This window comes from Xanthomonas sp. NCPPB 2632 (genome assembly GCF_041228075.2).
In the GTDB taxonomy this organism is placed as follows: Bacteria; Pseudomonadota; Gammaproteobacteria; order Xanthomonadales; family Rhodanobacteraceae; genus Luteibacter.
Window position 1 is genome coordinate 2,892,302 of record NZ_CM192979.1, and the last position, 22,446, is coordinate 2,914,747.

Genomic DNA, 22,446 nt, shown 5'->3' on the forward strand with positions numbered 1-22,446 from the left:
CGACATGCCCGTCCGTGGCGCCCCCGGCATGCGTGGCCGGCTGGGAGAACTGTGCTATTCCAGCGGCCTGCTGACGCCGCTGCAACGCGTGCGCGCCTGGTGGCAACGCGACCTGCGCATCCTGGCCTACCACCGCGTGATGCCGCTGCCCGACCCGGATACCTACGCGTTCGACATGGAGCTGATCAGCACGCCGCCGGACGAATTCCGCGAGCAGATGCGCTGGCTCGCGCGGCATTTCCGGCCGATGCGGCTGACCGACATCGTCGAGGCGCTGGATGCGGGCGAGGTGCTGCCGCCGGACACCGTCGCGGTGACCTTCGACGACGGGTACGACGACAACTACCATGTCGCCGCGCCCATCCTGGAAGAGGCAGGCGTGCCCGCCACGTTCTTCGTCTCCACCGGGCACCTCGACAGCGGGCGTCCCTACGGCTACGACTGGCTGGTGCACATGATCCTGGTCACGGGTGCGCCGCGGCTGGAGCTGCCCGAGCTGGGCATCGACATCGCGCTGCCACCGGACCGGGACTCGCGCCGACGCATCGCCGGCAACGTGCTGCTGCGCATGAAGTGGCTGGACGCGCTGGCGCAGACGGCCATGACGGAACGCCTCGAACAGGAATGGAACCTGCCGTCGGTCGACGCGCGTCCGGCCGCGTGCCGGCCCATGACCTGGGACCAGGCACGCGAGATGAGCGCCGCCGGTTTCGAGTTCGGTTCGCACGGTGTGCACCACCGCATGCTGGCCCGACTGCCGCAGGACGTGATGGAACGCGAGATCCGCGAATCCAAGGCCACGCTGGATCGCGAGCTGGGCACGCCGTCCATCCTCATGTCGTATCCCGTGGGCGGCGACCGCGCCTATAGCGACGCCGTGATCGCGGCCACGCGCAGCGCGGGTTTCCGGCTGGCCTGCAGCTATGTCTGCGGCACCAACCCCGAACCCGGTGTCAACCGCTATGCGCTGAACCGCCTGCCGGTGGAGGCGAACATGGGCCCGGGCTGGTTCGCCGCGATGCTGGCCCTGCCACGGCTGATGAGTTACCCAACCACCCGCCACGAAGCCCATCCGCCACAGGCGCAACCATGTTCGCGCTGATCCTGCTGTATGTCGTACTGACGATCATCCGCCCGCAGGACTACGTGCCCGGCCTGGACGCCGTGCCGATCCTGCCGGTGGTCCTGCTGCTGGCCTTCGCCGGCTGGCTGGCCTCGCGCGAAAAGACCTTCCAGGCGCCGCAGTTCATCATCCTGCCGGCGTTCCTGCTGGTCCTGATGGTCTCGGAAGTGGCCAATGGCTGGACCGGCGGCGCACTGGACGAACTGGCCCGCTTCGGCCCGGCGGTCATCGCGTTCTTCGTGCTGGGCGCCGCTTGCCGCACGCAGCGGCGCGTCCGCACGGCCATGGCCGTCTTCGTCGGCTGCGCCGTGGTGCTGGCGCTGCACGGCGTGGAACAGGCCGGCACCGGCATGGGCTGGACCGGCACCCCCATCGGCGAGGGCGGGCGCATCCAGTACGTGGGCATCTTCAACGATCCCAACGACCTGGGCCTGCTGTTCGCCGCCACGCTGCCCATGGCCGTGTTCCTCGGCCGGCGCGGCGGGGGCATCCTGCGCCTGGCCTGGCTGGCCGCGGCGGCCCTGCTGCTCTACGGCATCCTGCTGACCAATTCGCGTGGCGCCATGCTGGCCGTACTGGTGGTCGCCGGCGGTTATGTCTGGTATCGGCGCGGCATGGCGGTGGCCGGCGTGCTCGGCATCGTCGGCCTCACCGTGATGAAACTGCTGTCCTCGCGCATGGACGAGCTGGATGCCGGCGAAGAATCCGCGGCCGGACGCGTGGACGCCTGGTATGCCGGGCTGGAGATGTTTCGCGACCATCCGATCCTCGGCGTGGGTGCCGGCAACTTCACCGAATACAACGAACTGACCGCGCACAACTCGTTCGTGCTGGTCATCGCCGAGACCGGCTTCATCGGCTTCGTTCTGTGGCTGGCCTTCGTAGGCTACGGCTTCTGGATGATGCTGACGATCGTGCGCCATGTGCGCCCCACCGGCGACGATGCGGCGACGACAGCGGCCTGGGCTACGGAGCGGCAGATGGCGCTGACCCTGCTGCTGTCGCTGTGCGGGCTGTTCGCCGCCGCGTTCTTCCTCAGCCGCAGCTACATGATCGTGATGTACCTGATCGCCGCCATGGTCGCCGGCTACTACGTCGGCGCCCGCGCGCGCTGGCCGGGGCTGCCGCTGTTCCGGCTGTCCGACGGCGGCTGGCGCTGGGTGCCCGCCGCCATGGGCACCATCGCCGGCTTCTTCGTGCTGGTGGCCGTGCTGCTGAGGACCGTATGAGCACCGCCTACGAAGCCCTGTTGCGCCATGTGGTGTGGCCGGCCTACGAGGGTGGCCTGCGCCGCCGCGCCACCCCGCGCTACATGCGCGCCTACGAACGCGAGCAATGGCTCGCGCCCGAGCGCATCGAGGCGCTGCGCCTGGAACGCCTGCGTGCGCTGATCGACTGGTGCTGGCGCGAGGTGCCCTACTACCGCCGGCGCTGGACCGAACTGGGCATGCAGCCCGGGGATATCCGCAGCCTGGACGACTTCGCCCGCCTGCCCGTGCTGACCAAGGCGGACATCCGCGCCAACGCGGACGACCTCGAGGCCACCTCGCTGAAGGCCGGGCTGGGTTACAAGACCACCGGCGGGTCCACCGGCGAGCCGCTGCGTTTCGGCTTCACGCGCGAGAGCAACGACCGCCGCGTGGCGGTAATGTGGCGTGGCTACGGATGGGCCGGCTCGCGCATGGGCCGACGCACGCTGTTCCTGTGGGGCGGCGCGGTCGGGCAGACCTCGACCGCGCATCGGATGAAGGATTGCCTCTACAACGCGGTGTTCGCGCGTCACCTGCTCGACAGCTTCCACATGAGCGAACACAACCTGGCCGGCTATGCCGACGCGATCGACGCGTATCGCCCCGAGGTGATCGTCGGCTACGTGGGCCCGCTGGTACGGCTGGCCGAATGGCTGCTGGCCACCGGCCGCCGCGTGGCGCGTCCGGTGTCGATCATCGGCGCGGCCGAGGCGCTGCATCCGTTCCAGCGCGACCTGATCGAGCGCGCGTTCGGTGCGCCCACCTACAACACCTATGGCTGCCGCGAGTTCATGCTGATCGCCGCCGAGTGCGAACACCGCGATGGCCTGCACGTCAACGCCGACCACCTGCTCGTGGAGACGCTGGTGGACGGTCGACCCGTGCACCAGGGCAGCGGCGAGGTGACGATCACCGACCTCTTCAACCGCGGCATGCCTTTCATCCGTTATGTCACCGGGGACATGGCCACCCACGCCACGCATCGCTGCCCCTGCGGTCGCGGCCTGCCCCTGCTGGCCTCCGTGGACGGCCGCACGCTGGACGCCATCCGCACGCCGGCGGGCCACGTGCTGCCGGGCGAATTCTTCCCGCACATGATGAAGGACGTGCCGGGCGTGACGCGGTTCCAGCTGGTGCAGCGCCGACTGGACCGGCTCGACCTGTCGATCATGCGCGGCCCGGGCTTCGACGAGGCCTCGGTCGACTACATCCGCCGGGAAGTGGGCAAGGTGCTGGGCGACAGCGCGCAGCTGCAATGCCACTTCGTCGACGATATTCCCCTCACCCGCAGCGGCAAGCTGCGTGTCACCGTTTCGGAGCTGGCCTCGTGAACATCAGCCATGTCGTGGAAAACCTCAACCGTGGCGGCCTCGAGCGCATGGTCATCGACCTGGTCAGGGCACAGCAGCGGCTGGGTCATCGGGTACAGGTCATCTGCCTGTTCGAGGCGGGCTCGCTGGCCGGCGAGCTGGCCGACCTCGGTGTGCCGGTGCACGCCTGCGGCAAGCGACCGGGACCCGACCTGCGCGCGTTGCGCCGCGTCCGCCGGCTGCTTGCCGCGCACGCCACCGAGGTCATGCACACGCACAACGCCGTGGCCCATTACCTGGCCGTACTGGCCAGCACGGGCCTGGGCATCGATCAGGTGGTGAACACGCGGCACGGCATGGGCGGCGCCAACCGCAAGGGTGGCCGCCGAGAGTGGCTGTTCCGCCGCGCACTGGGCGCCACCGACGCCGTGGTCGCCGTGTGCGAGGCCGCGCGCCAGGATGCCGTGCGCCGAGGCATCGCACCGGCGAAGAAAACCTGCGTGGTACCCAACGGCATCCGGCTGGAAGGCTTCGACGTCGCCTCTGACACGATGCACGAGCGGCTGGCGCGACTGCTCAACGTGCCCGCCGGCACCCGCATCATCGGCAACGTGGGCCGGCTCAACTGGACCAAGGACCAGGCCGGCCTGATCCGTGCGTTCCGCATCGTGCGCCACAAACGCCCCGATACCGCGCTGGTGCTGATCGGCGACGGGGCACTGCGCGATACGCTGCGCGCCTGCGCCTTCGACGAGGGCGTGGCCGGCTGCGTGCACTTCCTTGGTGATCGCGACGACGTGCGCGAACTGCTCCAGGGGCTGGACCTGTTCGCCCTGTCGTCGGTCACCGAAGGCTACTCCATGGCCTTGCTGGAAGCCTGTGCGACCGGCCTGCCCATCGTGGCGACGAACGTCGGCGGCAACGCGGAGATCGTGCGCGACGGCAGCACGGGCTGCCTCGTGCCGGCCTGCGATCCGCCCGCGCTGGCCGAGGCGATGCTGCGCCTGCTGCACGAATCGCAACGTGCCGCACGGCTCGGGCGCGCCGCGCGCACCTGGGTGGAAGCCCACGGCTCGCTCGACGCCATGGCGTCGCGCTACGGACAGCTGTACTTCGGCGGCGCGGCCGCCGCGTGAAGATCCTCATCCTGACCAACCTGTTCCCCACGCCCTGGGACCCGCGGCGTGGCACCTTCAACCGCCAGCAGTTCCAGCGCCTGGGCCAGCGACACCGCGTGGACGTGCTGACCGCCGTGGATTTCCGCGAGCGCCGTGGCCCTCGCGTCGCCACCGGCGTGAGTGGACTGGGCGAGGACTGCTTCACCTTCTACCACCCACCCGGCATCGGTCGCTTCCTCAACGCGCTGTGCTTCTTCGCCTGCGTGATGTGGCAACGCGGCCGAGCGCTGCGGGCCGCACGCTACGACGTGCTGCTGGCCAGCTGGGCGTTCCCGGATGCGGTGGCCGGCGGATGGGTGGCGCGGCTGCTCGGCATCCCCTACGTGGTCAAGGTGCACGGCAGCGACCTCAACATGCAGGCCGCGTCGCGGCTACGCCGTATGCAGATCGGTCCGGCGTTGCGCGAGGCGGACGCGGTGGTCGCGGTCAGCGACGCGCTGGCGACGCGTGCCGTCGCCCTGGGCGCACGCGCCGACACGGTGGAAACCCTCTACAACGGCGTGGATACCGCACTGTTCCATCCCGGCGACCGCGACGACGCACGCCGACGCCTGGGACTGCCCGCGCATCGAAGGATCGTGCTGTTCGTGGGCAACCTGAAGGCGGCCAAGGGTTGCCTCGACCTGCTCGACGCGTTTGCCCAGGTCGCCCGCATCCACGACGACGCCTGCCTGGTGTTCGTCGGCGATGGGGCGGAACGCCACGCCCTGCCGCGTCGCGCCGCGTCGCTGGGCTGTGCGTCCGCCCTGTGCGTGATCGGCGCCGTGGACCATGCGGCCACCGCCGACTGGTTCCGCGCGGCGGACCTGCTCTGCCTGCCCAGCCACAACGAAGGCGTGCCCAACGTCGTGCTGGAGGCCATGGCCTGCGGCACGCCGGTGGTGGCGACACGCGTCGGCGGCATTCCCGAGGTGCTGCCGGCACTCGCGGGCAGCCTCGTCGCGCCCCACCGACCGGACACGCTGGCCGCCGCGCTGTGCGATGCGCTGGCGCGATCGTTCGACACCGCGGCGATCGCCGCCCACGCCGCGCGTTTCCGCTGGGACGACAACATCGACCGGCTCGACCGCGTGCTGCTGAACGCGGTCGCCCGCCATGCCGCCCCCTCCACCGAACGTGCCGACCGACTGCCCCCGACCCTATGACCTGGAAACCGAAAAAACACGAACTGCTCGGCCTGTTGCCGGATGCCCTCGTGTCCACCCGCCACCGCGGCGCCTCGTTGCGTTACCTCAGTTTCGACGATGGCCCGGAGCCCGCGCACACGCCGGCCCTGCTCGACACACTGGCCCGGCACGAGGTCAAGGCCAGCTTCTTCCTGGTCGGCGAGAAGATAGAACGGCACCCCGAGATCGTCCGGCGGATCGTCGACGAAGGCCACATGATCGGCAATCACTCGTACAGCCACTGGTCGTTCCGCCACATGAGCCTCGGCAGGCAACTCGACGAGGTGTACCGCACCGATGCCCTGCTGCGCGGGTTCGACGAACGCCCTCACCACCGCATGCGCCCCCCCAGCGGCTACGTGGGCGCCGGGCTGCTGCTGCACTTCGCCCGACGCAAGCGCAACCTCGTGTACTGGTCGTACGACAGCCTCGACTACCAGGACGCCCCCGTCGACACGCTGGTGGCGCGCTTGCGCGACACGCCGCCCGCCCCCGGCGACATCGTTCTGATGCACGACGACGCCGACAAGGCGCGCCAGGCGCTGGACGTGATGCTGCCGGAATGGATCGACGGCGGATTCCGCTTCGCCGCACTGGAGGGCAACGCGCCATGAATATCCTCTATCACCACCGTACGCGCGGGCGGCATGTCGAGGGCGTGCATATCCGCGGCATCGTGCAGGCCCTGCGCGAGCTGGGCCACGACGTCGCGGTGATGTCGTTCCCCGGCGCCGATCCGGAACGCGAGGAACACGCCGCCACGGCGAACGGCCGCGGACGCGTCGCGTCGATGGTCACCCGCCTGCCGGGCATCGTCTTCGAGGTGTTCGAACTGCTCTACAACGTCGTCACCCTGTTCCGCATGACCCGGGCCTGGCGCGGCGCGCGTCCGGCGCTGGTCTATGAGCGGTATTCGCTGTTCCTGTTCGCCACCGTATGGCTCGCGCGCCGTCGCGGCATACCGCTGGTGCTGGAAATCAACGACTCCGCGCTGGTGGATCGCGTGCGCCCGCTCGTCATGACACGACTGGCGCGGCGCATCGAAGGCTGGTGCCTGCGCCATGCGAGCGGACTGGTGTTCATCTCCACCTATTTCCTCGACACCGCGCGCCACGCGTACGGCGACATCGCCCCCTCGGTGGTGTCGCCCAACGCGGTGGACCTGCCGCGCTTCGACCCGTCACGGTTCGACGTGGCCGCGTTGCGCGCGGAACGCGGGCTCACCGGCCGCGTCGTCTGCGGTCACATCGGCGCGTTTGCGCACTGGCATGGCGTGGACGGCTTCGTGGAGGCCATTGCCGGCCGCCTGGCCGACGTTCCGGAACTCGCCCTGGTGTTCGTCGGCGACGGCAAGACCCTGCCGGCGGTGCGCGAACTGATCGCCGCGCGCGGGCTGAGCGACCGCGTGCTGTTGCCCGGGCGCGTGCCGCACGACGAAGTGGCCGGCTGGATCGCCTGCATGGATTACGCCGTGCTGCCCAATTCCAACGCCTATGGATCGCCGATGAAGCTGTTCGAATTCATGGGCATGGGCGTGGCCGTGGTCGCGCCGGACTATGCGCCTGTCGCCGAGGTGATCGCCGATGGCCGTACGGGCTGGCTGTTTCCGCGCGGCGACGCCGCCGCCTGCGTCGAACGCGTGCTGACGCTGGCCCGACTCGCGGCGGAGCGGCAACGCGTGGGCAACGCCGCCCGCGCCTATATCGCCAGCGAGCGGCAATGGCGCAACAACGCCGAACAGCTGCTCACGCTGGTGCCAGCCGGAGCCGCCGCATGATCGGCCTTGCATGCCTTCTCATCATCGTGCTGCTGGCGGCGGCGGGCCTCACGCTGGCCATCCGTGCGCGCAACATGCAGTACTGGCTGTGGGGTTACCTCACCCGGCGCAAGCCGCCGAAGGTCGACGGCCCGGTGCACGTGATGTTCTGCTTCGTCGATCACTACGAGCCCAACTGGGGCCGTGTGGACATGGCCACGCAGCGACGCCGGGTCGATCGCTGGTGCACCGACTACCGCGCGCTGGCCGGACGCCACCGCGACGCGGACGGCCGCATGCCGCAGCACACCTTCTTTTATCCGGAAGAAGAATACGTGGAGGAACACCTGGACAAGCTGCAGTCGCTGTGTGCCGACGGTTACGGCGAAATCGAGATCCACCTGCACCACGACAACGACACCGAAGCCAACTTCCTCGCCACCATGGACCGCTTCAACCGGCTGCTGCACGAACGCCACGGCGCGCTACCCCGCGATCCGGTCACCGGCCAGCTGCGCTTCGCCTTCATCCACGGCAACTGGTGCCTGGACAACTCGCGTGCGGACGGCCGCTGGTGCGGCATCAACAACGAACTGGTGCTGCTGCGCCAGCTGGGTTGCTACGCCGACTTCACCCTGCCCTCCGCGCCCAGCGACACGCAGACGCGCATGTCCAACGCCATCTACTACGCCACCGACGACCCCCTCCGCTGCAAGTCGCACGACACCGGCGTGCCGATGCGCGTGGGCGGCACGCCCAGCGGCGACCTGCTGATCATCCAGGGACCGCTGGGCCTGAACTGGAAAGATCGCCGCTTCGGCATCGTCCCCCGCATCGAGAATTCGGACGTACGCAAGGGTTGCCCGCCGACACCGTCGCGCATCGACCAGTGGGTGCACACCGGCATCCACGTCGAAGGCCGCCCCGAATGGGTGTTCGTCAAGGTGCACACCCACGGCACCCAGGAACGCGACATGGACACCCTGTTGGGCGCCCCCGCCGATGCCATGCACGACTACCTCGAGCGCGTCTACAACGACGGCGTGAACTACGTCCTGCACTATGTCACCGCCCGCGAGATGTACAACATCGCCAAGGCCGCCGAAGCCGGCCGCACCGGCAACCCCCACGCCCACCGCGACTTCGAACTCCCCCCACCCCATTCAGCCACGCCCACACCCCGGTAGGAGCCCACGATGTGGGCGATTGTCCAACCGCCCCCCATCCTCTAGCATCCCCACCCATGCACCCGCACCCGCCCCGCCTGTTCTTCCGCATCCGCCGCCAGCGCGGCCTGTGGGTGCTGGCGCTCGCGGTGCTGCTGTTCAAGCTCACCATGGCCACGTTCTGCCTGCTCGACGGCCCCCGCGTGGCCTCCCTCGCCGACGGCAACATCGCCGTCGCGACGGCCGAGGCCGCCCCCGCCGACACCTGCGTGCTCGACGAAGGTGCCGGCTGCCATTGCAGCTGCGCCCACAACGTCGCCATGCCCTCCGCGTTGCCCGCGATACTCGCCGGCGTGCCCCACACGCACACCACCGTAAAGCCGGCTGCCGTGCTGGTCTCGGCATATATCCGCTCCCCGCTCCGCCCACCGATCGCCTGACGAACCCACCGCGCGACGCCGGCCGCCTCAGCGGCCACGTCGATCCGTGCACGTTCTTCCGGAGATCCACCCATGTCCCACCTGCGTACGGTGTTCCACGCCGCTGCGTGCGCCTGCCTGTGCCTCGCCGCCCGGGCACAGGCCGCGTCGCTCCCTGACCTGCCGACCTCGGCGCCACCCGCCCTGCGCGATCGCGTGCACGCCCTATGGGCCCGCAGCCCGGACGTGCAGGCCGCGGACGCCGAACGGCGTGCCGCCGCGGCCCGTGTCCGCGCGGCCGACCAGCCCGTCTACAACCCCACGCTCTCGCTCGAAAGCGAAAACGCCGATGTCGATCGTCGCACCGCTTCGGCCAGCCTCGCGCTGGATATCGGCGGCAAACGGCGGGCACGGGTCGAGGAAAGCAACGCCGCGCTGACGGTCAGCGACGCCGCCTATGCCCTGCGCCGCCGCGACGCGGCGGTGCAATGGCTGAAAGCCTGGGCATCGGTCGGGCTGCTGCATCGACAGCACATGCTGAGCCGCGAGCGCGTGGCCGCGATGCAGCGCTTCGACGACCTCGCCGAGCGACGACTGCGGGTCGGCGACCTAAGCGCACCCGAGCGTGACCTGGCCGCCCTCGCCCTGGCCGAGGCACGCATCGCGCAGGCCTCGCTCGCAGGCCAGCAGGCCGCGGCCATGGCGACACTCGCGGCACTCGGCGAAGGCATGGAAAGCGGGCTGCCCGCCCTGCCCGAGGGGTTGCCTCCAACGTCCGATGGCATCGCGCCGCGGGACGCGGAACAACGCCCCGAACTGGCGCAGGCCTATGCCGAGCAACGTCGCCGCGATGCCGCCGTGGACGTGGCGCGACGCGCCCGCGTACCCGATCCCGTGGTCAGCCTCACCGGTGGCCGCGTGCGCAGCGGCACCCGCAGCGATCCGGTGATCGGCCTCAGCGTGGCCATCGCCCTGCCCGTGCGCAACAGTGGACGCGCCGAGATCGTCGCGGCGCAGGCCGAAGCGGATGCGGCCCTGGCGCAACGACAGGCCGTGGGATGGCAGACCGCCTCCGCACTGCGCCAGGCGGCCGACACCTACCGCACGCTGCGCCAGACCGCCGACACCTTGCGCCGCCTGCGTGCCGAGCCCACCGGCCCACGCACGCTGCTGCTCGAGCGCCTCTGGCAGGCGGGGGAGCTGGATACCTCCGACTACCTGGTCCAGTTGAACCAGCACCTCGATACCGCGCTCGCCACGCTCGCCCTGGAAAACCAGACCTGGCAGGCGTGGTTCGACTACCTCGTGGCCACCGGACGCCTCGGCGACTGGATCGACGGCCGCGCACAGGATGCCAACCCATGATGACCCACCGTAGTTCCGCGCGCCGCGTCGCGCTCTTCATCGGCCTTGCATTGGCCACGATGCGGGCCGGCGCGACCGACCATCCCCTGTCGCTCGACGACAAGGCCATGGCCGACGCGGGCATCGTCGTCGATACGCTCGGCACGCATGCCATGGCCGAGACCGTGGTCGCCCCCGGCGAGGTCCGGATCGACGCCTATGCCACCGTGCTCGTGTCACCACGCGTCACCGCCCAGGTGATCGAGCGCAAGGCCCGGCTCGGCGACATGGTGACCGCCGGCAACCCCTTGGTGGTGCTCTCCAGCATCGAGGTGGCCGAGGCGCAGGGACGCCTCATCGTGGCCAGCCAGGACTGGGCACGCGTCTCGGCGTTGGGGCCGCAGGCGGTCTCCGGCCGCCGGTATGCCGAGGCGCAGGTGGCCCGCGACCAGGCACGCGCCGCGTTACGCGCCTACGGTCTGGGCGACGCGCAGATCGCAGGCATGCTCCGGCGCGGTTCGCCCGCGGCGGATGGCCGTTTCGAGCTGGTCGCCACGCGTGCGGGGCGGATCACCAGCGACGATTTCCTCGTCGGCGAACGCGTCGAACCCGGCAAGACGCTGTTCACCGTGGTCACCGAGGACACGGTGTGGGTCGAAGCGCAGCTGCCTCCCGCCGTGGCGGCGCGGGTCACGCCGCGAGCCGAGGCCAGCATCGCCGCACAGGGCCGGACATGGCCGGCCCGCGTCGTGCAGCGCGCGCACCGCACCGACGAGGGCACGCGCACGGCCGGTATCCGGCTTCGCGTGGCTAACCGCGACGACCTGCTCCATCCCGGCGATCCGGTGGACGTGCGGATCGCCACGGGCGGCTCGGACACCGTGCTGGCCGTACCCGCCGACGCCGTGGTACTGCTGCAGAACCAGACGACGCTTTTCGTGCGCGGCAACGACGGCAGGTTCGAGCCCACGTCGGTCGAGGTGGGCGAGACACGTGGTGGATGGACGCCCATCCGACGCGGCGTGGCCGCCGGCAGCCGCTACGCCAGGCAAGGCGCCTTCGTGCTTAAGGCACGCCTGCTCCGCTCGCAGCTGGGAGACGAATGATGCTGACCCGACTGGTCGACCTGGCGCTGCGCTACAAGCTGCTGGTGATCCTCGGTGTGCTGGCGATAGCCGCGCTGGGCGTGGGCGCGCTGCGCCGCCTGCCGATCGACGCCTTTCCGGACGTCACGCCCGTGCAGGTGAACGTCTACACCGAAGCCACCGGGCTGGCCGCGGAAGATGTCGAGCGCCTGCTCACCACACCCGTCGAATCGGCGCTCGCCGGCCTGCCCGGCGTGGAGACGATCCGCTCGGTCAGCCTGTTCGGGCTGTCCTATATCGCGGTGTATTTCAGCGACGACACCGATATCTACTTCGCGCGCCAACTGGTCAACGAGCGCCTGCAACAGGTCGCGGAACGCCTGCCCGACGGCTACGGCAAGCCCGAGATGGGGCCGAACACCTCGGGCTTGGGCCAGGTGTTCTGGTACACGGTGGAAAGCGAAAACGGCGACGTGTCCGACATGGACCTGCGCGCCTGGCAGGACTGGACCGTGCGCCTGATCCTGCGCAGTGCGCCCGGCGTCGACGACGTCACCTCCTGGGGCGGCCAGGAGCGACAGTTCCAGGTGCGCGTCGACCCGCAGCGCCTGATCGCCTACCGGCTCGGCCTGAAGGACGTGCTGCAGGCCGTGGAGGCGAACAACGCCCAGGTGGGCGGCAACGCGATCGACGTGGGACGCGAGCAATACCTGGTCCGCGGCGTGGGCCTGCTGCGCGACGCCGCCGACCTGGGCGCCATCGTGCTGCGCAGCGACGACGGCACGCCGGTCTACCTGCGCGACGTGGCGACCGTGGTCGAGGCCGGCGCACCGCGCACCGGGGCGGTGACGCGCGACGGCCGGGAAGTGGTCCTCGGCCAGGCCCTGGCACGTATCGACGAGAACGCGCGCAGCGTTGTGGAGGCGGTCAAGGCGAAACTGGAGACGATTCGCCGCGCCTTGCCGCCGGGTGTCGCGGTGCGCCCGGTCTACGAGCGCACCGACCTCGTCGACGCCGCCGTCGGCACGGCCACGCGCGCCCTGCTGGAGGGCGCCCTGCTGGTGGCCATCGTGCTGTTCGTCTTCCTGGGCGAGTGGCGCAGCGCGCTCATCGTGGTGACCACCTTGCCGCTGGCCATGCTGATCGCCTTCATCGGCATGGACCGCTGGGGCCTGTCGGCCAACCTGATGTCGCTGGCGGGACTGGCGATCGGCATCGGCATGATGGTGGACGGCGCGGTGGTCATGGTGGAGAACGCGCACCGCATCATGGGCGAACACGCCGCGCAGGGTCGCGCCGTCGACCGCGGCGACGCGGTACGCGAAGCGGCACGTGAAGTCGCGGCGCCGATCGCCTTCGCCATCCTCATCATCATCGTGGTCTTCCTGCCGCTGTTCGGCCTGCAAGGCCTGGAGGGCAAGATGTTCCGGCCGATGGCGTTCAACATCGGCTTCGCCATGGCCGGGTCGTTGCTGCTCGCCCTCACCCTGGTGCCGGTGATGGCGGCGGTGCTGCTCAAGCCCGGGCACGAGAAGGACACGCGGCTGGTGGCGTGGCTGAAGCGTCGCTACGAGCGCGTGCTGCGCGCCGCGCTGGCCCGTCGCCGCGGCGTACTGGCAACCTCGGTGCTCGTGCTCGTGGCCGCCATGGGACTGTTTCCCCTGCTGGGCAAGGAATTCATGCCGGTGCTGCGCGAGGGCGCGATCATGTGGCGGATCACCTCGATTCCCTCCGCCTCGCTGAACGAGTCCATCGACGTGTCGCGTCGCGTCGCGGAACGCATCCGCGCCACGGTACCGGAAGTGGAAACCACGCTGGCCATGATCGGTCGTGCGGAAAAGGGCGAGACGGCCGACGTGAACTACATGGAGGTGTACACGCCGCTCAAGCCCGCCGCGCAGTGGCGACCCGGCCAGACATTGGCCAGCATCGAGGCCACGATGCAGAAGGAACTCGAAGACGCCCTGCCCACGGCCGTGGTCAGCTACACGCAGCCAATCCAGATGCGCATCGAGGAACTGATCTCCGGCGTGCGCGCCACGCTGGCCCTGAAGATCTACGGCGACGACCTGGCCACGCTCGATCGACTGGGCGCCCGGGCACGCGACATCCTGGCCACGGTGCCCGGTGCCGCCGACCTGTCGCTGGAAGCCAACCTGGGCAAGCCGCAGTTGCGTATCGAGGTGGACCGGGCAGCGATGGCCCGTTACGGCCTCAATGCGGACGACATCCTCACCGTGGTGCGCAACGGCATCGGTGGCCAGGCCGTCGGCAGCCTGGTGGATGGCGTGCGCCGGTTCGACATCGCCGTGCGGCTGGACGACGCCAGCAAGGCGTCGCCCGAGGCCATCGGGCGCATTCCGCTGCGCACGCCCGCCGGCGTGCTGGTACGGCTCGCGCAGGTAGCCACGGTGACGCAGGCGGACGGCTACTCGTTCATTCGCCGCGAGGCGCTGCAACGCTTCGCGGTGATCGGCCTGGATGTACGCGGGCGTGACATCGACGGTTTCGTCCAGGAGGCAGAGGCACGTCTGGCGCGCGAACTGGCGCTGCCCACCGGCTATTACACGGCATGGGGCGGCGCGTTCGAAAACCAGCAGCGCGCCATGCAACGACTGGCGCTGATCGTCCCGCTGACGATCCTTTTGATCTTCGTGCTGCTCTACACCGCGTTCCAGTCGTTCCGGCACGCGGCGCTGATCCTCGCCAACGTACCGTTCGCGGTGATCGGCGGCGTGGTCGGCCTGTTCGTCAGCGGACAATACCTGTCGGTACCTTCCGTGGTCGGCTTCATCGCGGTGTTCGGCGTCGCCATGCTCAACGGCATCGTGCTGGTCAGCTTCCTCGACAGGCAACGCGATGCGGCGGGCGACCTGCGCGAAGCGGTGATCCAGGGCAGCCTGCTGCGCCTGCGCCCGGTGCTGATGACGGCCACGGTGGCGATCCTCGGCCTGGTGCCCATGTTGCTCTCGCAAGGTGTAGGCGCGGAAACCCAGCGGCCCCTGGCGACCGTGGTGGCCGGCGGGCTGATCACGTCCACCCTGCTGACGCTGGTGCTGCTGCCGGTGCTGTACGAGTGGATGGAAGCGCGTCAGGCGCGTCGGCGCGCGTAAGCTCTACGATCAGCGATGATGCGAAAGCTCGCCGTCTTGGGTGGGCACGGGGAGGAGGCGTCGGGCGGTCACCCTCTGCGCTCGGGCAGCGGCCGCAAGCGGCCGAACTCGCTCAGAGGATGACCACCCGACACCTCCCTGACCACTGAGGTTGCGGGCTGGGAAGGCAACGCCTGCGGCATTGCACGGAGCGGCATCTGCAAGCAGGCCCCACCCGATGTCACCAACGCGTTGCTCTCCGCGCAGATTGCCTCTGTGGTCGCAGAGGTGGTGGGTGGTTACGCTCTGAGCGAGTTCGGCCGCTTGCGGCCGCTGCCCGAGCGCAGAGTGTGACCACCCGGCGCCTCCTCGCCGCGCCATACGAGCGACGGGCTTCGGCTTCGGCTTCGGCTTCGGTACAGACCCCGGTCATGCGCGAAGAACCTAAAAAAGTTCACTTAGAGTGATCCTTTCGCTCAATACGTAAACCTCAAGCGGCAGCATGCGGAGCGTCTTGATGAGGTCATCACGCAGGTCGCGTTCACGAAACTGACCATGCAGCACGTCACCGTTACGCCTATTTACCACGACGCACACGCCACTCTGCCCTGAGCCGATGAACACGGCGGTATGCCCAGCGCAATGGCCTGTACGCGCCAAAACCCAGGGTCGCGGGCATCGATCTCACGACATACAGCGAACCGCACGCCTCGGCGCGCGTGGCAAGCAACCGCTTGTACTGGTTGTCGCCGTAGCCGAAGCTGATGCGCTCGCCGGGAAACCGGTCGAGCAAGGCGCGGATGGCCTGGAACACCGCGACGGAGCCGATGCCGACCTTCGCCACGGTTTCGTCATAGCCGAGGTCGTCGACCAGGTAGGTGCCGCCCAGGCGATAGCCGTGCACATAGGCCAGCGGTGTCCCTTCGCGCAGCACCACGTGCCCGACCAGCTGCCCGGCGGCGGCCAGGCGTTCGAACAGGGCCACGCGCGCCGGTGCCTCCCAGTCGATGGGCAACGCGGCGTGGTGCCAGGTGCGCGCGTACACCTCGTTCATCAGCCGGGCGTACTCGCGCATGTCCTCCGCCCGGTCGAACGTGTGCAGCGCTGCATCGCCACCCAGTTTGCGGTAGGCACGCCCGACGCGCTGCGTGAGGTCGGCACGCTTCTTCCGGTCCATGCCGCCCAGCCACGTTTCCGAGGACGGTTGCGGGTCGATCGACCAGTGCACCTGGTCGCGCAGGTGCGCGGCGACGATGCGCAGGCCGGCGGCGGCCAGGCGATCCGCGAACCGGCTGGGCAGGCCGGCCTCCTGGATGCGGATCACTCGCACGCCGATGTCGCCTGCGAGATGGCGGGCGATGGCGTCGCCGACCCGTTCGAGATCGGCGGCGTCCGCTACCACGTCGTCACCGAGCAGGCGCAGTACGGGCCCGCGATACACCGGCATACGGCGCCCGCCCAGGTCGATCCGCGCGACATGCTCGACCGCCAGCAGCGGAGCGTAGCCGATGATGCCTCCCCCCGCGTCGCAGACGAGGATCACGTGCGGCCGCGTGCCGTCGCTGCGGCTGGCCACCTCGTACGCGATCCAGTCCGGGTGCTGCACGATGCCGCTGGCCGCACCGGGCTGTGCCGCCAACCGGGCCATCCCGTCGCGATGGCCATGCAGGGTTTCCAGCGAATCCACGACGCGACAGACCTGGCTCATGGGCCGGCCTTGACCGCGGCGGACGGCACGTGATCCAGCATGCGCGACAGCCAGCGACCCGGGCGGCCGAGGCGTCGGCTGATGCCTGTCATCAGTTGCACGTCGTCCGCCGTCCAATAGCGCACCAGCACGCTGCCGGGCAGGTACAGCACCGCGAAGACCGCGCAGCCGCCGAGGAAACCGGCCAGCGACGGAATGGCCGCGGTGGTCGCCCAGGCCGCCAGCGTGGCCACCGCGCCCACGACGAACAGGCGCGCCATCGCCGCCAGCGGCAAGCCGCCACGGGTGGCCTTGCGCAGGTAATGCACGGCCAGCACCATCTCCACCACGCGGGTGCCGGCGTAGGTGAGCACGGCGCCCGGCAGGCCGAACGCCGGTATCAGCGCCACGCCCAACGAGGCATTGGCCACGAGCGCCACGGTGGCGATGCGGACACGATCGTCCTGGCGGTCCACCACGGTCTGGAAGGCGGCGATGCCATTGCCGATCAGCAACAGGCCACCCAGCACCAGGGTCGCCTCGATCGCGGGGATGGCTTCCACGTAGCGGCTGCCGTACATCAGCCGGACGATGTCCGGCGTCGTGACCAGACCCAGCCCGGCGATGGCGATGCCCACCGCCCAGTAGAACCGCGTGGCCTCGGAAAGGAAGCGGGCGGCCCGTGCCGTGCCGTGCTCGCCGTAGGACTTGGCCATGTACGGCAGCAACGTGGAGGTCAGCCCGACGGAGAACAGTTGCACGGCGCCGCGCGTGAGCGTGCCGGCGATCGCGAAATACCCCACCGCTACCGAGCCGGAAAACGTGTTGAGCAGGAATATCTCGATGGTGCCGACACGGAACGAGCCCATCAGCACCAGGGCGGCGGTCAGCTTCAGATGCCGATCCACCCGCTGCGACAGCGCCGGCGGTACCGGGCCCGGTGCGAAGGATCGGCAGCAGCGGCGATAGACCTGCCGATTGACCAGGTTCAGGACCAGGCAGGCCACGGCGAACAGCGCGACGAAGTCGACCAGGCCCGCGTGCATCAGCATGGCGGCCAGCACCAGCAACATGCCGAGCACGCCGCCGACCACGGTGGCCACGGCCTCGGGCTCGAAACGCTCCTGTCCCTTGGCGATGGCGACCTGCATCGCGTAGTTGGCCTTGGCGACCACCGCGACCACCACCAGCGCCATGATCGGCAGCAACGAATGGTCCCATTCGGACGGTCGGCACAGCCAGCCCACCACCACGAACAGGCCGATCACCACGGCCGAGCTCCACCCTTGCAGACGCGAGAAACGGGCGGCAAGGTGCGAGGCCAGGCCGGCATCGCCCATGCCGTCGGCCTCGGCGATGAACTTGGTGGACGAGGTGGTCAGCGCGTGGTTGGAACACACGATCAGCCAACCGCACAGCCACACGGTGAAGGCATAGCGACCGAAGTCCACCGGACCCAGGGCGCGTGCGATCCACACGCTCATCAGCAGGCCCAGCGCGTATTCGATATAGGTGGACACCGTGACGATACCCACGCTGCGCAGCACCGCGAGGCGACGGTTCACGGCGACGCCGCCGTCGGGGTCGCACGGGAAGGTGGTGCCACGCCGGCGCCGGCCGGCTGCGCCATCATCCACTGCGCCACGCCAGCGCCGCGGTTGTTCCAGTTGAAGCGGCGCAACGTGTCGGAGATCGACGCGCAGGACGGCGCATACGACGAGGCGATGGCGGCAAAGCGCTTGGTCAGCGCCGCGGCCTGGCGCGCGTCCGTCTCGAAATATCGCGCGGCGGCCACCGGTAGGCCCAGCTCCACGGTGTGCCCGTCGCTGTACCAGCCTTCCGATTCCTGGATCTTCATCAGCGCGGCGGGCGTGGCCTGCGACGACGACCAGTACCAGGCGATCTGGCCACGCGGGCCGGAGCAGCCGTTGCGCCAGTCGTGCGGCGGCACCAGCAAGGCGGGATCGATCCAGCCGTAGCGTTCGAGGTAGCGGCCGAAACCGGTGACCATGGCCGGGATGCGTGGGTCTTTCGTGACCAGCCACGCATGCCACAGCCCATCCACGATGTTCTCGCTCATCCAGGGCGACGCACCGCGCACGTCATCGGCGCCGCCGCGGTCGTTCTCGTGCACGTTCCAGCTGTTGCGCCACGAACCGTCGTCGCCGAGACCGTCGGGATTGTGCCGCTGCTGTTGCTCCAGCCAGCCGATGCGCGCGTCGATGCGCTCGCGGTAGCGCGCGTCGCCTGTGAGTTCGAAAGCGGCCACCGTCTGGATCAGGCCGAGGCCGGCCAGGCGCTCGGTGAAGTAATCGTCCGCATGACGATACGGACCGGGTGCGCCGTTCCATCCACCGCTGTGCCACAGGTCCGCCATGGCGGCCACCGTGGCCGCATCGTGCATCGTGTCGTCCCCGCTGAGCGCCATCGCCAGCAGGATCGGCTCGATATACACGTACTTGACATCGCACGGCTTGCCGGACGGCAACCATCCCCCCGCGCAGGAGGGACTGGCCGGCACGCCGTCACGCTTGATACCCGCCATGTACCAGCGATAGCTGGCCTCGGCGGCGTCGAGGTAATCCGCGCGGCCGGTGCGAACATAGGCCTTGAACAGCGTGGACGGGCGGTCGAACAGCCAGGCCGTGGTGTCGGCGGTGGGCAACGTGCGCGCCCAGCGGAACTGCGCATCGACATAACCGGCATAAGGCTCGTCCGGTGCCGCCACCGATTGCGGCCCGGCAATCAGCGACGCGGTCAGCCACTGCGGCGTGAGCGTGGCCAGGGCGACGGACGGCGGGCCGGTCCGCCCCTGCGCATAGGGCCACGCCGGCATCGCCGCCGCATGCGGCGCACCCAGGATGAAGTAATACGTGCCCGCCGTCGCGCGGAACTGCGCACGCACCGCACGCACGCCGCCAGCACCGGTATGCCACTGCAGCAGCGGCACGATCGCCGACGGTATCTCGTGGCCCTGCGCATCCACGATGCGCAACAGCGTCGTATCGCGCAGCAGTCCCGGCGGGAACGGAATGCCCGCCGACACGGCCAGCACATCGCCCTTCCCCGCCTGCGGACGCACGACGATGGCCTGCGCAGCAGGCAGTCGCGCAGATACGGACGTGCGCGACGCAACGGGCGACGTGGTCGCGCCCGGCGGCCCGGCAGCACGGCCCGGTTCGGGCAGGCCGACGAAAATGCCGGCGATCAGCAGGCAGACGACGAACGGCACGCGGCGCACGGTGAAGCGCATCCTCATGCCACCGAAGCCACCGGCACGGGCGCGGGCGCGCCGATCAGGCGGTATTCCCAATCCAGCGCCGTGCGTACGATGAAATCCAGGTCGTCGTGGCAGGGCGTCCAGTCGAGCACCTCGCGCAGCCGGTCGCTGCAGGCGATCAGCTTGCCGATATCGCCCGGGCGGCGTGGCAGCTCGATCACGTTGAGCGGGCGGCCGCTGGCTCTGGCCACCGCGTCCACCACTTCGCGCACGCTGTAGCCGTGACCGTAGCCGCAATTGAGCGTCAGCGACGCACCGCCGTCGCGCAGATGGTCGAGGGCGCGCAGGTGCGCGGCGGCAAGGTCGTCGACGTGGATGTAATCGCGCACGCCGGTACCGTCAGGTGTGTCGTAATCCGTGCCGTAGATCGAGATGCCGGTGCGCTTGCCTACGGCGTGCTCGCACGCCACCTTGACCAGCAGCGTCGCCGCGGGCGTGCTGTGGCCGATGCGTCCCAGCGGATCGCAACCGGCCACGTTGAAATAGCGCAGCACCACATGGCGCATGGCGCCGGTGGCGCACCAGTCGCGCAGCATCGTCTCGGACATCAGCTTGGAGCGGCCATACGGATTGGCCGGGCGCGTCGGTGTTTCCTCGTCCGCGATGCCGGTGGCCGTGGTGCCGTAGACAGCCGCCGTGGACGAGAAGATGAACTTGTCCACGCGCGCCTCCGCGCAGGCAGCCAACAGGTTGCGCGTGTTGCAGGTGTTGTTGCCGTAGTACTTCAACGGGTCGCTGACCGACTCCGGTACCACGGTGTGCGCGGCGAAATGCAGCACCGCGTCCACGCGGTGCGCGCGCAGCACGCGTCCGACCAGTTCGCCGTCTCCCACGTCGCCTTCCACCAGCGACGCGCCACGCACCGCCTCGCGGAACCCGCTGGACAGGTTGTCGATGACGACCACCCGATCGCCCCGCGCCACCAGCTGCTGCACGGTGTGGCTGCCGATGTAGCCGGCGCCGCCGGTGACCAGGACGGTATTCAAGTGCGCCTCCCGGCTACAGCCGGCGGAAAATGATGGGTCAGCCAGTCGTCGATGCCGTGCACCAGCCGGGCACGGTCACCGGTGAGAACATAGGTGTGGTCCGTGCCGGCGAGGTAACGCGTCGCCACGGCCGGATGGCGCATGACCTTGCCGAAGCACTCGCGGAACTGGCGGGCGTGGTTGAAACAGTCGCTGATACCGCCCGAGTAGACGAGGTACAGCCGCATGCCCCGCGCGACCATGCCGGTGAAATCCGCGATCACCTCGTCGCGTGGCGCAGCCGCCACGGCGAACACCGGTTCCGGGGTCCGTACCGCCCTGGCCTCGCCGCCGCGGCGGCGCACACGACGCCACCAGCGAGCCGGGTCTACCAGGCGCGGCAGGTAATGCCGCAACCGGTAACCGAGCGTGCGGTAGGCATAGCCGTCCAGGAACACCGCCCCGGCGACACGCGGGTCCTGCGCCGCCACCACATGGGCGTTCTGCGCGCCCGAACACAGCCCGACCAGGACGAAGCGCGAGCAGCCGGCCTGGCTGGCCAGCAGGCCCATGGCATCGTCCAGGTCCGCCAGTACCTGTTGCACACGCGTCTGCCCGCCGCCAGTGGCCGCGCTGTCGCCGAGCGTGGACATGTCGAAGCGCAGCGTGGGATACCCGGCGGTATTGAGCTGCCGGGTCAGTTCCACGTGCAGGCGGAACGGACCGATGCGGTGGACCAGTCCGGCATTGAGCACGATGACACCGATGTCGCCGGCGTCGCCCGCGGGCACGCCGGCGATGCCGACAAGATGCCGCGCACGGCCGAAACGATGGGCCTGCTCGTGCATCACGCGATCTCCCTGAAGCGGCCGCTCACGGCCTGGATCAACGGCTGTGAGAGAATCGCGGTTTCCAGTCGGTGCAGGTCATTCCACGGCGTCGGCTGACCCAGCACGCGAATCCGGCCGTGCTCGCCGAGGCGGCCGTCCCAGCGTCGCGGCTCGCCGTCCGGCAACGAATCCAGGACCAGCGTGGGCACGGCGCTCGCATCGACATGCAGCGCGGCCAGCTGGTCCCGCAAGGCGGCGCCGACATTGAAACCCAGCCACTGGTCCGCGGCATCGGCCGCGTCACGCGGATGGGTGAAGCGGTTCGGGTCCTCGCGCAACGCGGCCTGCATCGCGTCCAGCACCGCGACGTGCTCCGCGCCGTCGAAAACCGGGTCCCAGGCGATCACCTCGGCGAAGCGGGCCCGCGACGAGGCGGCGAGCGCAATGCTGCCGCCCAGGCGCGCGCCGAAGGCGACCACGCGGTCCACGCCGGCCCGTGCGCGTACCTGATCGGCAGCCGTCGCCGTATCGGCGACACAGCGATCCCAGTCCACCTCGCCGCTGGCACCGGCGGCATCGCCCGTGCCGTGGTAATCGAAGCGCAACACGGCCACGCCCTGCCCGGCCAGCGCCTGGGCCAGCTGCCGGTAGAGCCGGTGGCAGCGGATCAGATCCTGGCCCAGCGGCGGGCACATCAGCAGCGCCTGGCGCGGCCGCACGGCGGGCGCGTGGTACATGCCGAACAGGCCGTGTTCGGCGCCGAAGAAAAAGGGCAGGTCCAGGTCGTCACGCATG

General features: G+C 69.6%; 18 protein-coding genes. 12 read left to right on the forward strand and 6 right to left on the reverse strand.

Going from position 1 to position 22,446, the window contains the following annotated elements:
• The first annotated feature begins 4 nt into the window (after positions 1 to 4).
• The 12 genes from AB8808_RS12115 (at position 5) to AB8808_RS12170 (ending at position 14,910) form a co-directional block, all read left to right on the forward strand.
• Positions 5 to 1,102: a polysaccharide deacetylase family protein gene (locus AB8808_RS12115; protein WP_369929691.1), complete on the forward strand. Its 1,098-nt coding sequence runs from the start codon at positions 5 to 7 to the stop codon at positions 1,100 to 1,102.
• A complete protein-coding gene (locus tag AB8808_RS12120) occupies positions 1,090 to 2,352 on the forward strand; it encodes an O-antigen ligase family protein (protein ID WP_369929693.1) in 1,263 nt (420 codons plus the stop codon). The genes AB8808_RS12115 and AB8808_RS12120 overlap by 13 nt, the downstream gene beginning before the upstream one ends.
• Positions 2,349 to 3,704, forward strand: coding sequence for a phenylacetate--CoA ligase family protein (locus AB8808_RS12125; RefSeq protein WP_369929695.1), 1,356 nt, complete (start codon positions 2,349 to 2,351; stop codon positions 3,702 to 3,704). The genes AB8808_RS12120 and AB8808_RS12125 overlap by 4 nt, the downstream gene beginning before the upstream one ends.
• The gene (locus tag AB8808_RS12130; RefSeq protein ID WP_369929697.1) at positions 3,701 to 4,819 is read left to right on the forward strand and encodes a glycosyltransferase; all 1,119 of its coding nucleotides are present in this window, start codon (positions 3,701 to 3,703) and stop codon (positions 4,817 to 4,819) included. Before AB8808_RS12125 ends, AB8808_RS12130 begins: the two co-directional genes overlap by 4 nt.
• Positions 4,816 to 6,006: a glycosyltransferase gene (locus AB8808_RS12135; RefSeq protein WP_369929699.1), complete on the forward strand. Its 1,191-nt coding sequence runs from the start codon at positions 4,816 to 4,818 to the stop codon at positions 6,004 to 6,006. The genes AB8808_RS12130 and AB8808_RS12135 overlap by 4 nt, the downstream gene beginning before the upstream one ends.
• Positions 6,003 to 6,641 carry a polysaccharide deacetylase family protein gene (locus AB8808_RS12140; protein WP_369929701.1) on the forward strand — a complete coding sequence of 213 codons (639 nt, stop codon included), beginning with the start codon at positions 6,003 to 6,005 and terminating at the stop codon, positions 6,639 to 6,641. Before AB8808_RS12135 ends, AB8808_RS12140 begins: the two co-directional genes overlap by 4 nt.
• Positions 6,638 to 7,804, forward strand: coding sequence for a glycosyltransferase family 4 protein (locus tag AB8808_RS12145; RefSeq protein ID WP_369929703.1), 1,167 nt, complete (start codon positions 6,638 to 6,640; stop codon positions 7,802 to 7,804). Before AB8808_RS12140 ends, AB8808_RS12145 begins: the two co-directional genes overlap by 4 nt.
• Positions 7,801 to 8,970, forward strand: coding sequence for a hypothetical protein (locus AB8808_RS12150; RefSeq protein WP_369929704.1), 1,170 nt, complete (start codon positions 7,801 to 7,803; stop codon positions 8,968 to 8,970). The genes AB8808_RS12145 and AB8808_RS12150 overlap by 4 nt, the downstream gene beginning before the upstream one ends.
• Before the next feature lie 56 nt (positions 8,971 to 9,026).
• Positions 9,027 to 9,389: a hypothetical protein gene (locus tag AB8808_RS12155; protein WP_369929705.1), complete on the forward strand. Its 363-nt coding sequence runs from the start codon at positions 9,027 to 9,029 to the stop codon at positions 9,387 to 9,389.
• A gap of 72 nt (positions 9,390 to 9,461) precedes the next feature.
• Positions 9,462 to 10,733: a TolC family protein gene (locus AB8808_RS12160; RefSeq protein WP_369929707.1), complete on the forward strand. Its 1,272-nt coding sequence runs from the start codon at positions 9,462 to 9,464 to the stop codon at positions 10,731 to 10,733.
• On the forward strand, positions 10,730 to 11,818 hold the full coding sequence (locus AB8808_RS12165; protein WP_369929709.1) for an efflux RND transporter periplasmic adaptor subunit: 1,089 nt from the start codon (positions 10,730 to 10,732) through the stop codon (positions 11,816 to 11,818). Before AB8808_RS12160 ends, AB8808_RS12165 begins: the two co-directional genes overlap by 4 nt.
• Positions 11,818 to 14,910 (forward strand): efflux RND transporter permease subunit, encoded by a 3,093-nt coding sequence (locus AB8808_RS12170; RefSeq protein ID WP_369929711.1) that lies wholly within the window; start codon positions 11,818 to 11,820, stop codon positions 14,908 to 14,910. Before AB8808_RS12165 ends, AB8808_RS12170 begins: the two co-directional genes overlap by 1 nt.
• A 556-nt stretch (positions 14,911 to 15,466) precedes the next feature.
• On the opposite strand, the gene AB8808_RS12175 is transcribed toward AB8808_RS12170, so the two are convergent.
• Genes AB8808_RS12175 through AB8808_RS12200 form a run of 6 tightly spaced genes read right to left on the reverse strand, consistent with a single transcriptional unit; the run spans position 15,467 to position 22,445 of the window.
• A complete protein-coding gene (locus AB8808_RS12175) occupies positions 15,467 to 16,597 on the reverse strand; it encodes a GNAT family N-acetyltransferase (protein WP_369929713.1) in 1,131 nt (376 codons plus the stop codon).
• Complete coding sequence (locus AB8808_RS12180; RefSeq protein ID WP_369929715.1) at positions 16,594 to 18,141, reverse strand: oligosaccharide flippase family protein; 1,548 nt, start codon at positions 18,139 to 18,141, stop codon at positions 16,594 to 16,596. The genes AB8808_RS12175 and AB8808_RS12180 overlap by 4 nt, the downstream gene beginning before the upstream one ends.
• The gene (locus AB8808_RS12185; protein WP_369929717.1) at positions 18,138 to 19,835 is read right to left on the reverse strand and encodes a hypothetical protein; all 1,698 of its coding nucleotides are present in this window, start codon (positions 19,833 to 19,835) and stop codon (positions 18,138 to 18,140) included. The genes AB8808_RS12180 and AB8808_RS12185 overlap by 4 nt, the downstream gene beginning before the upstream one ends.
• A complete protein-coding gene (galE, locus tag AB8808_RS12190; protein WP_369929719.1) occupies positions 19,832 to 20,842 on the reverse strand; it encodes a UDP-glucose 4-epimerase GalE in 1,011 nt (336 codons plus the stop codon). Before galE ends, AB8808_RS12185 begins: the two co-directional genes overlap by 4 nt.
• Complete coding sequence (locus AB8808_RS12195; protein WP_369929721.1) at positions 20,839 to 21,669, reverse strand: dienelactone hydrolase family protein; 831 nt, start codon at positions 21,667 to 21,669, stop codon at positions 20,839 to 20,841. The genes galE and AB8808_RS12195 overlap by 4 nt, the downstream gene beginning before the upstream one ends.
• Positions 21,669 to 22,445, reverse strand: coding sequence for a serine aminopeptidase domain-containing protein (locus AB8808_RS12200; RefSeq protein WP_369929723.1), 777 nt, complete (start codon positions 22,443 to 22,445; stop codon positions 21,669 to 21,671). The genes AB8808_RS12195 and AB8808_RS12200 overlap by 1 nt, the downstream gene beginning before the upstream one ends.
• Between the last annotated feature and the right edge of the window lies 1 nt (position 22,446).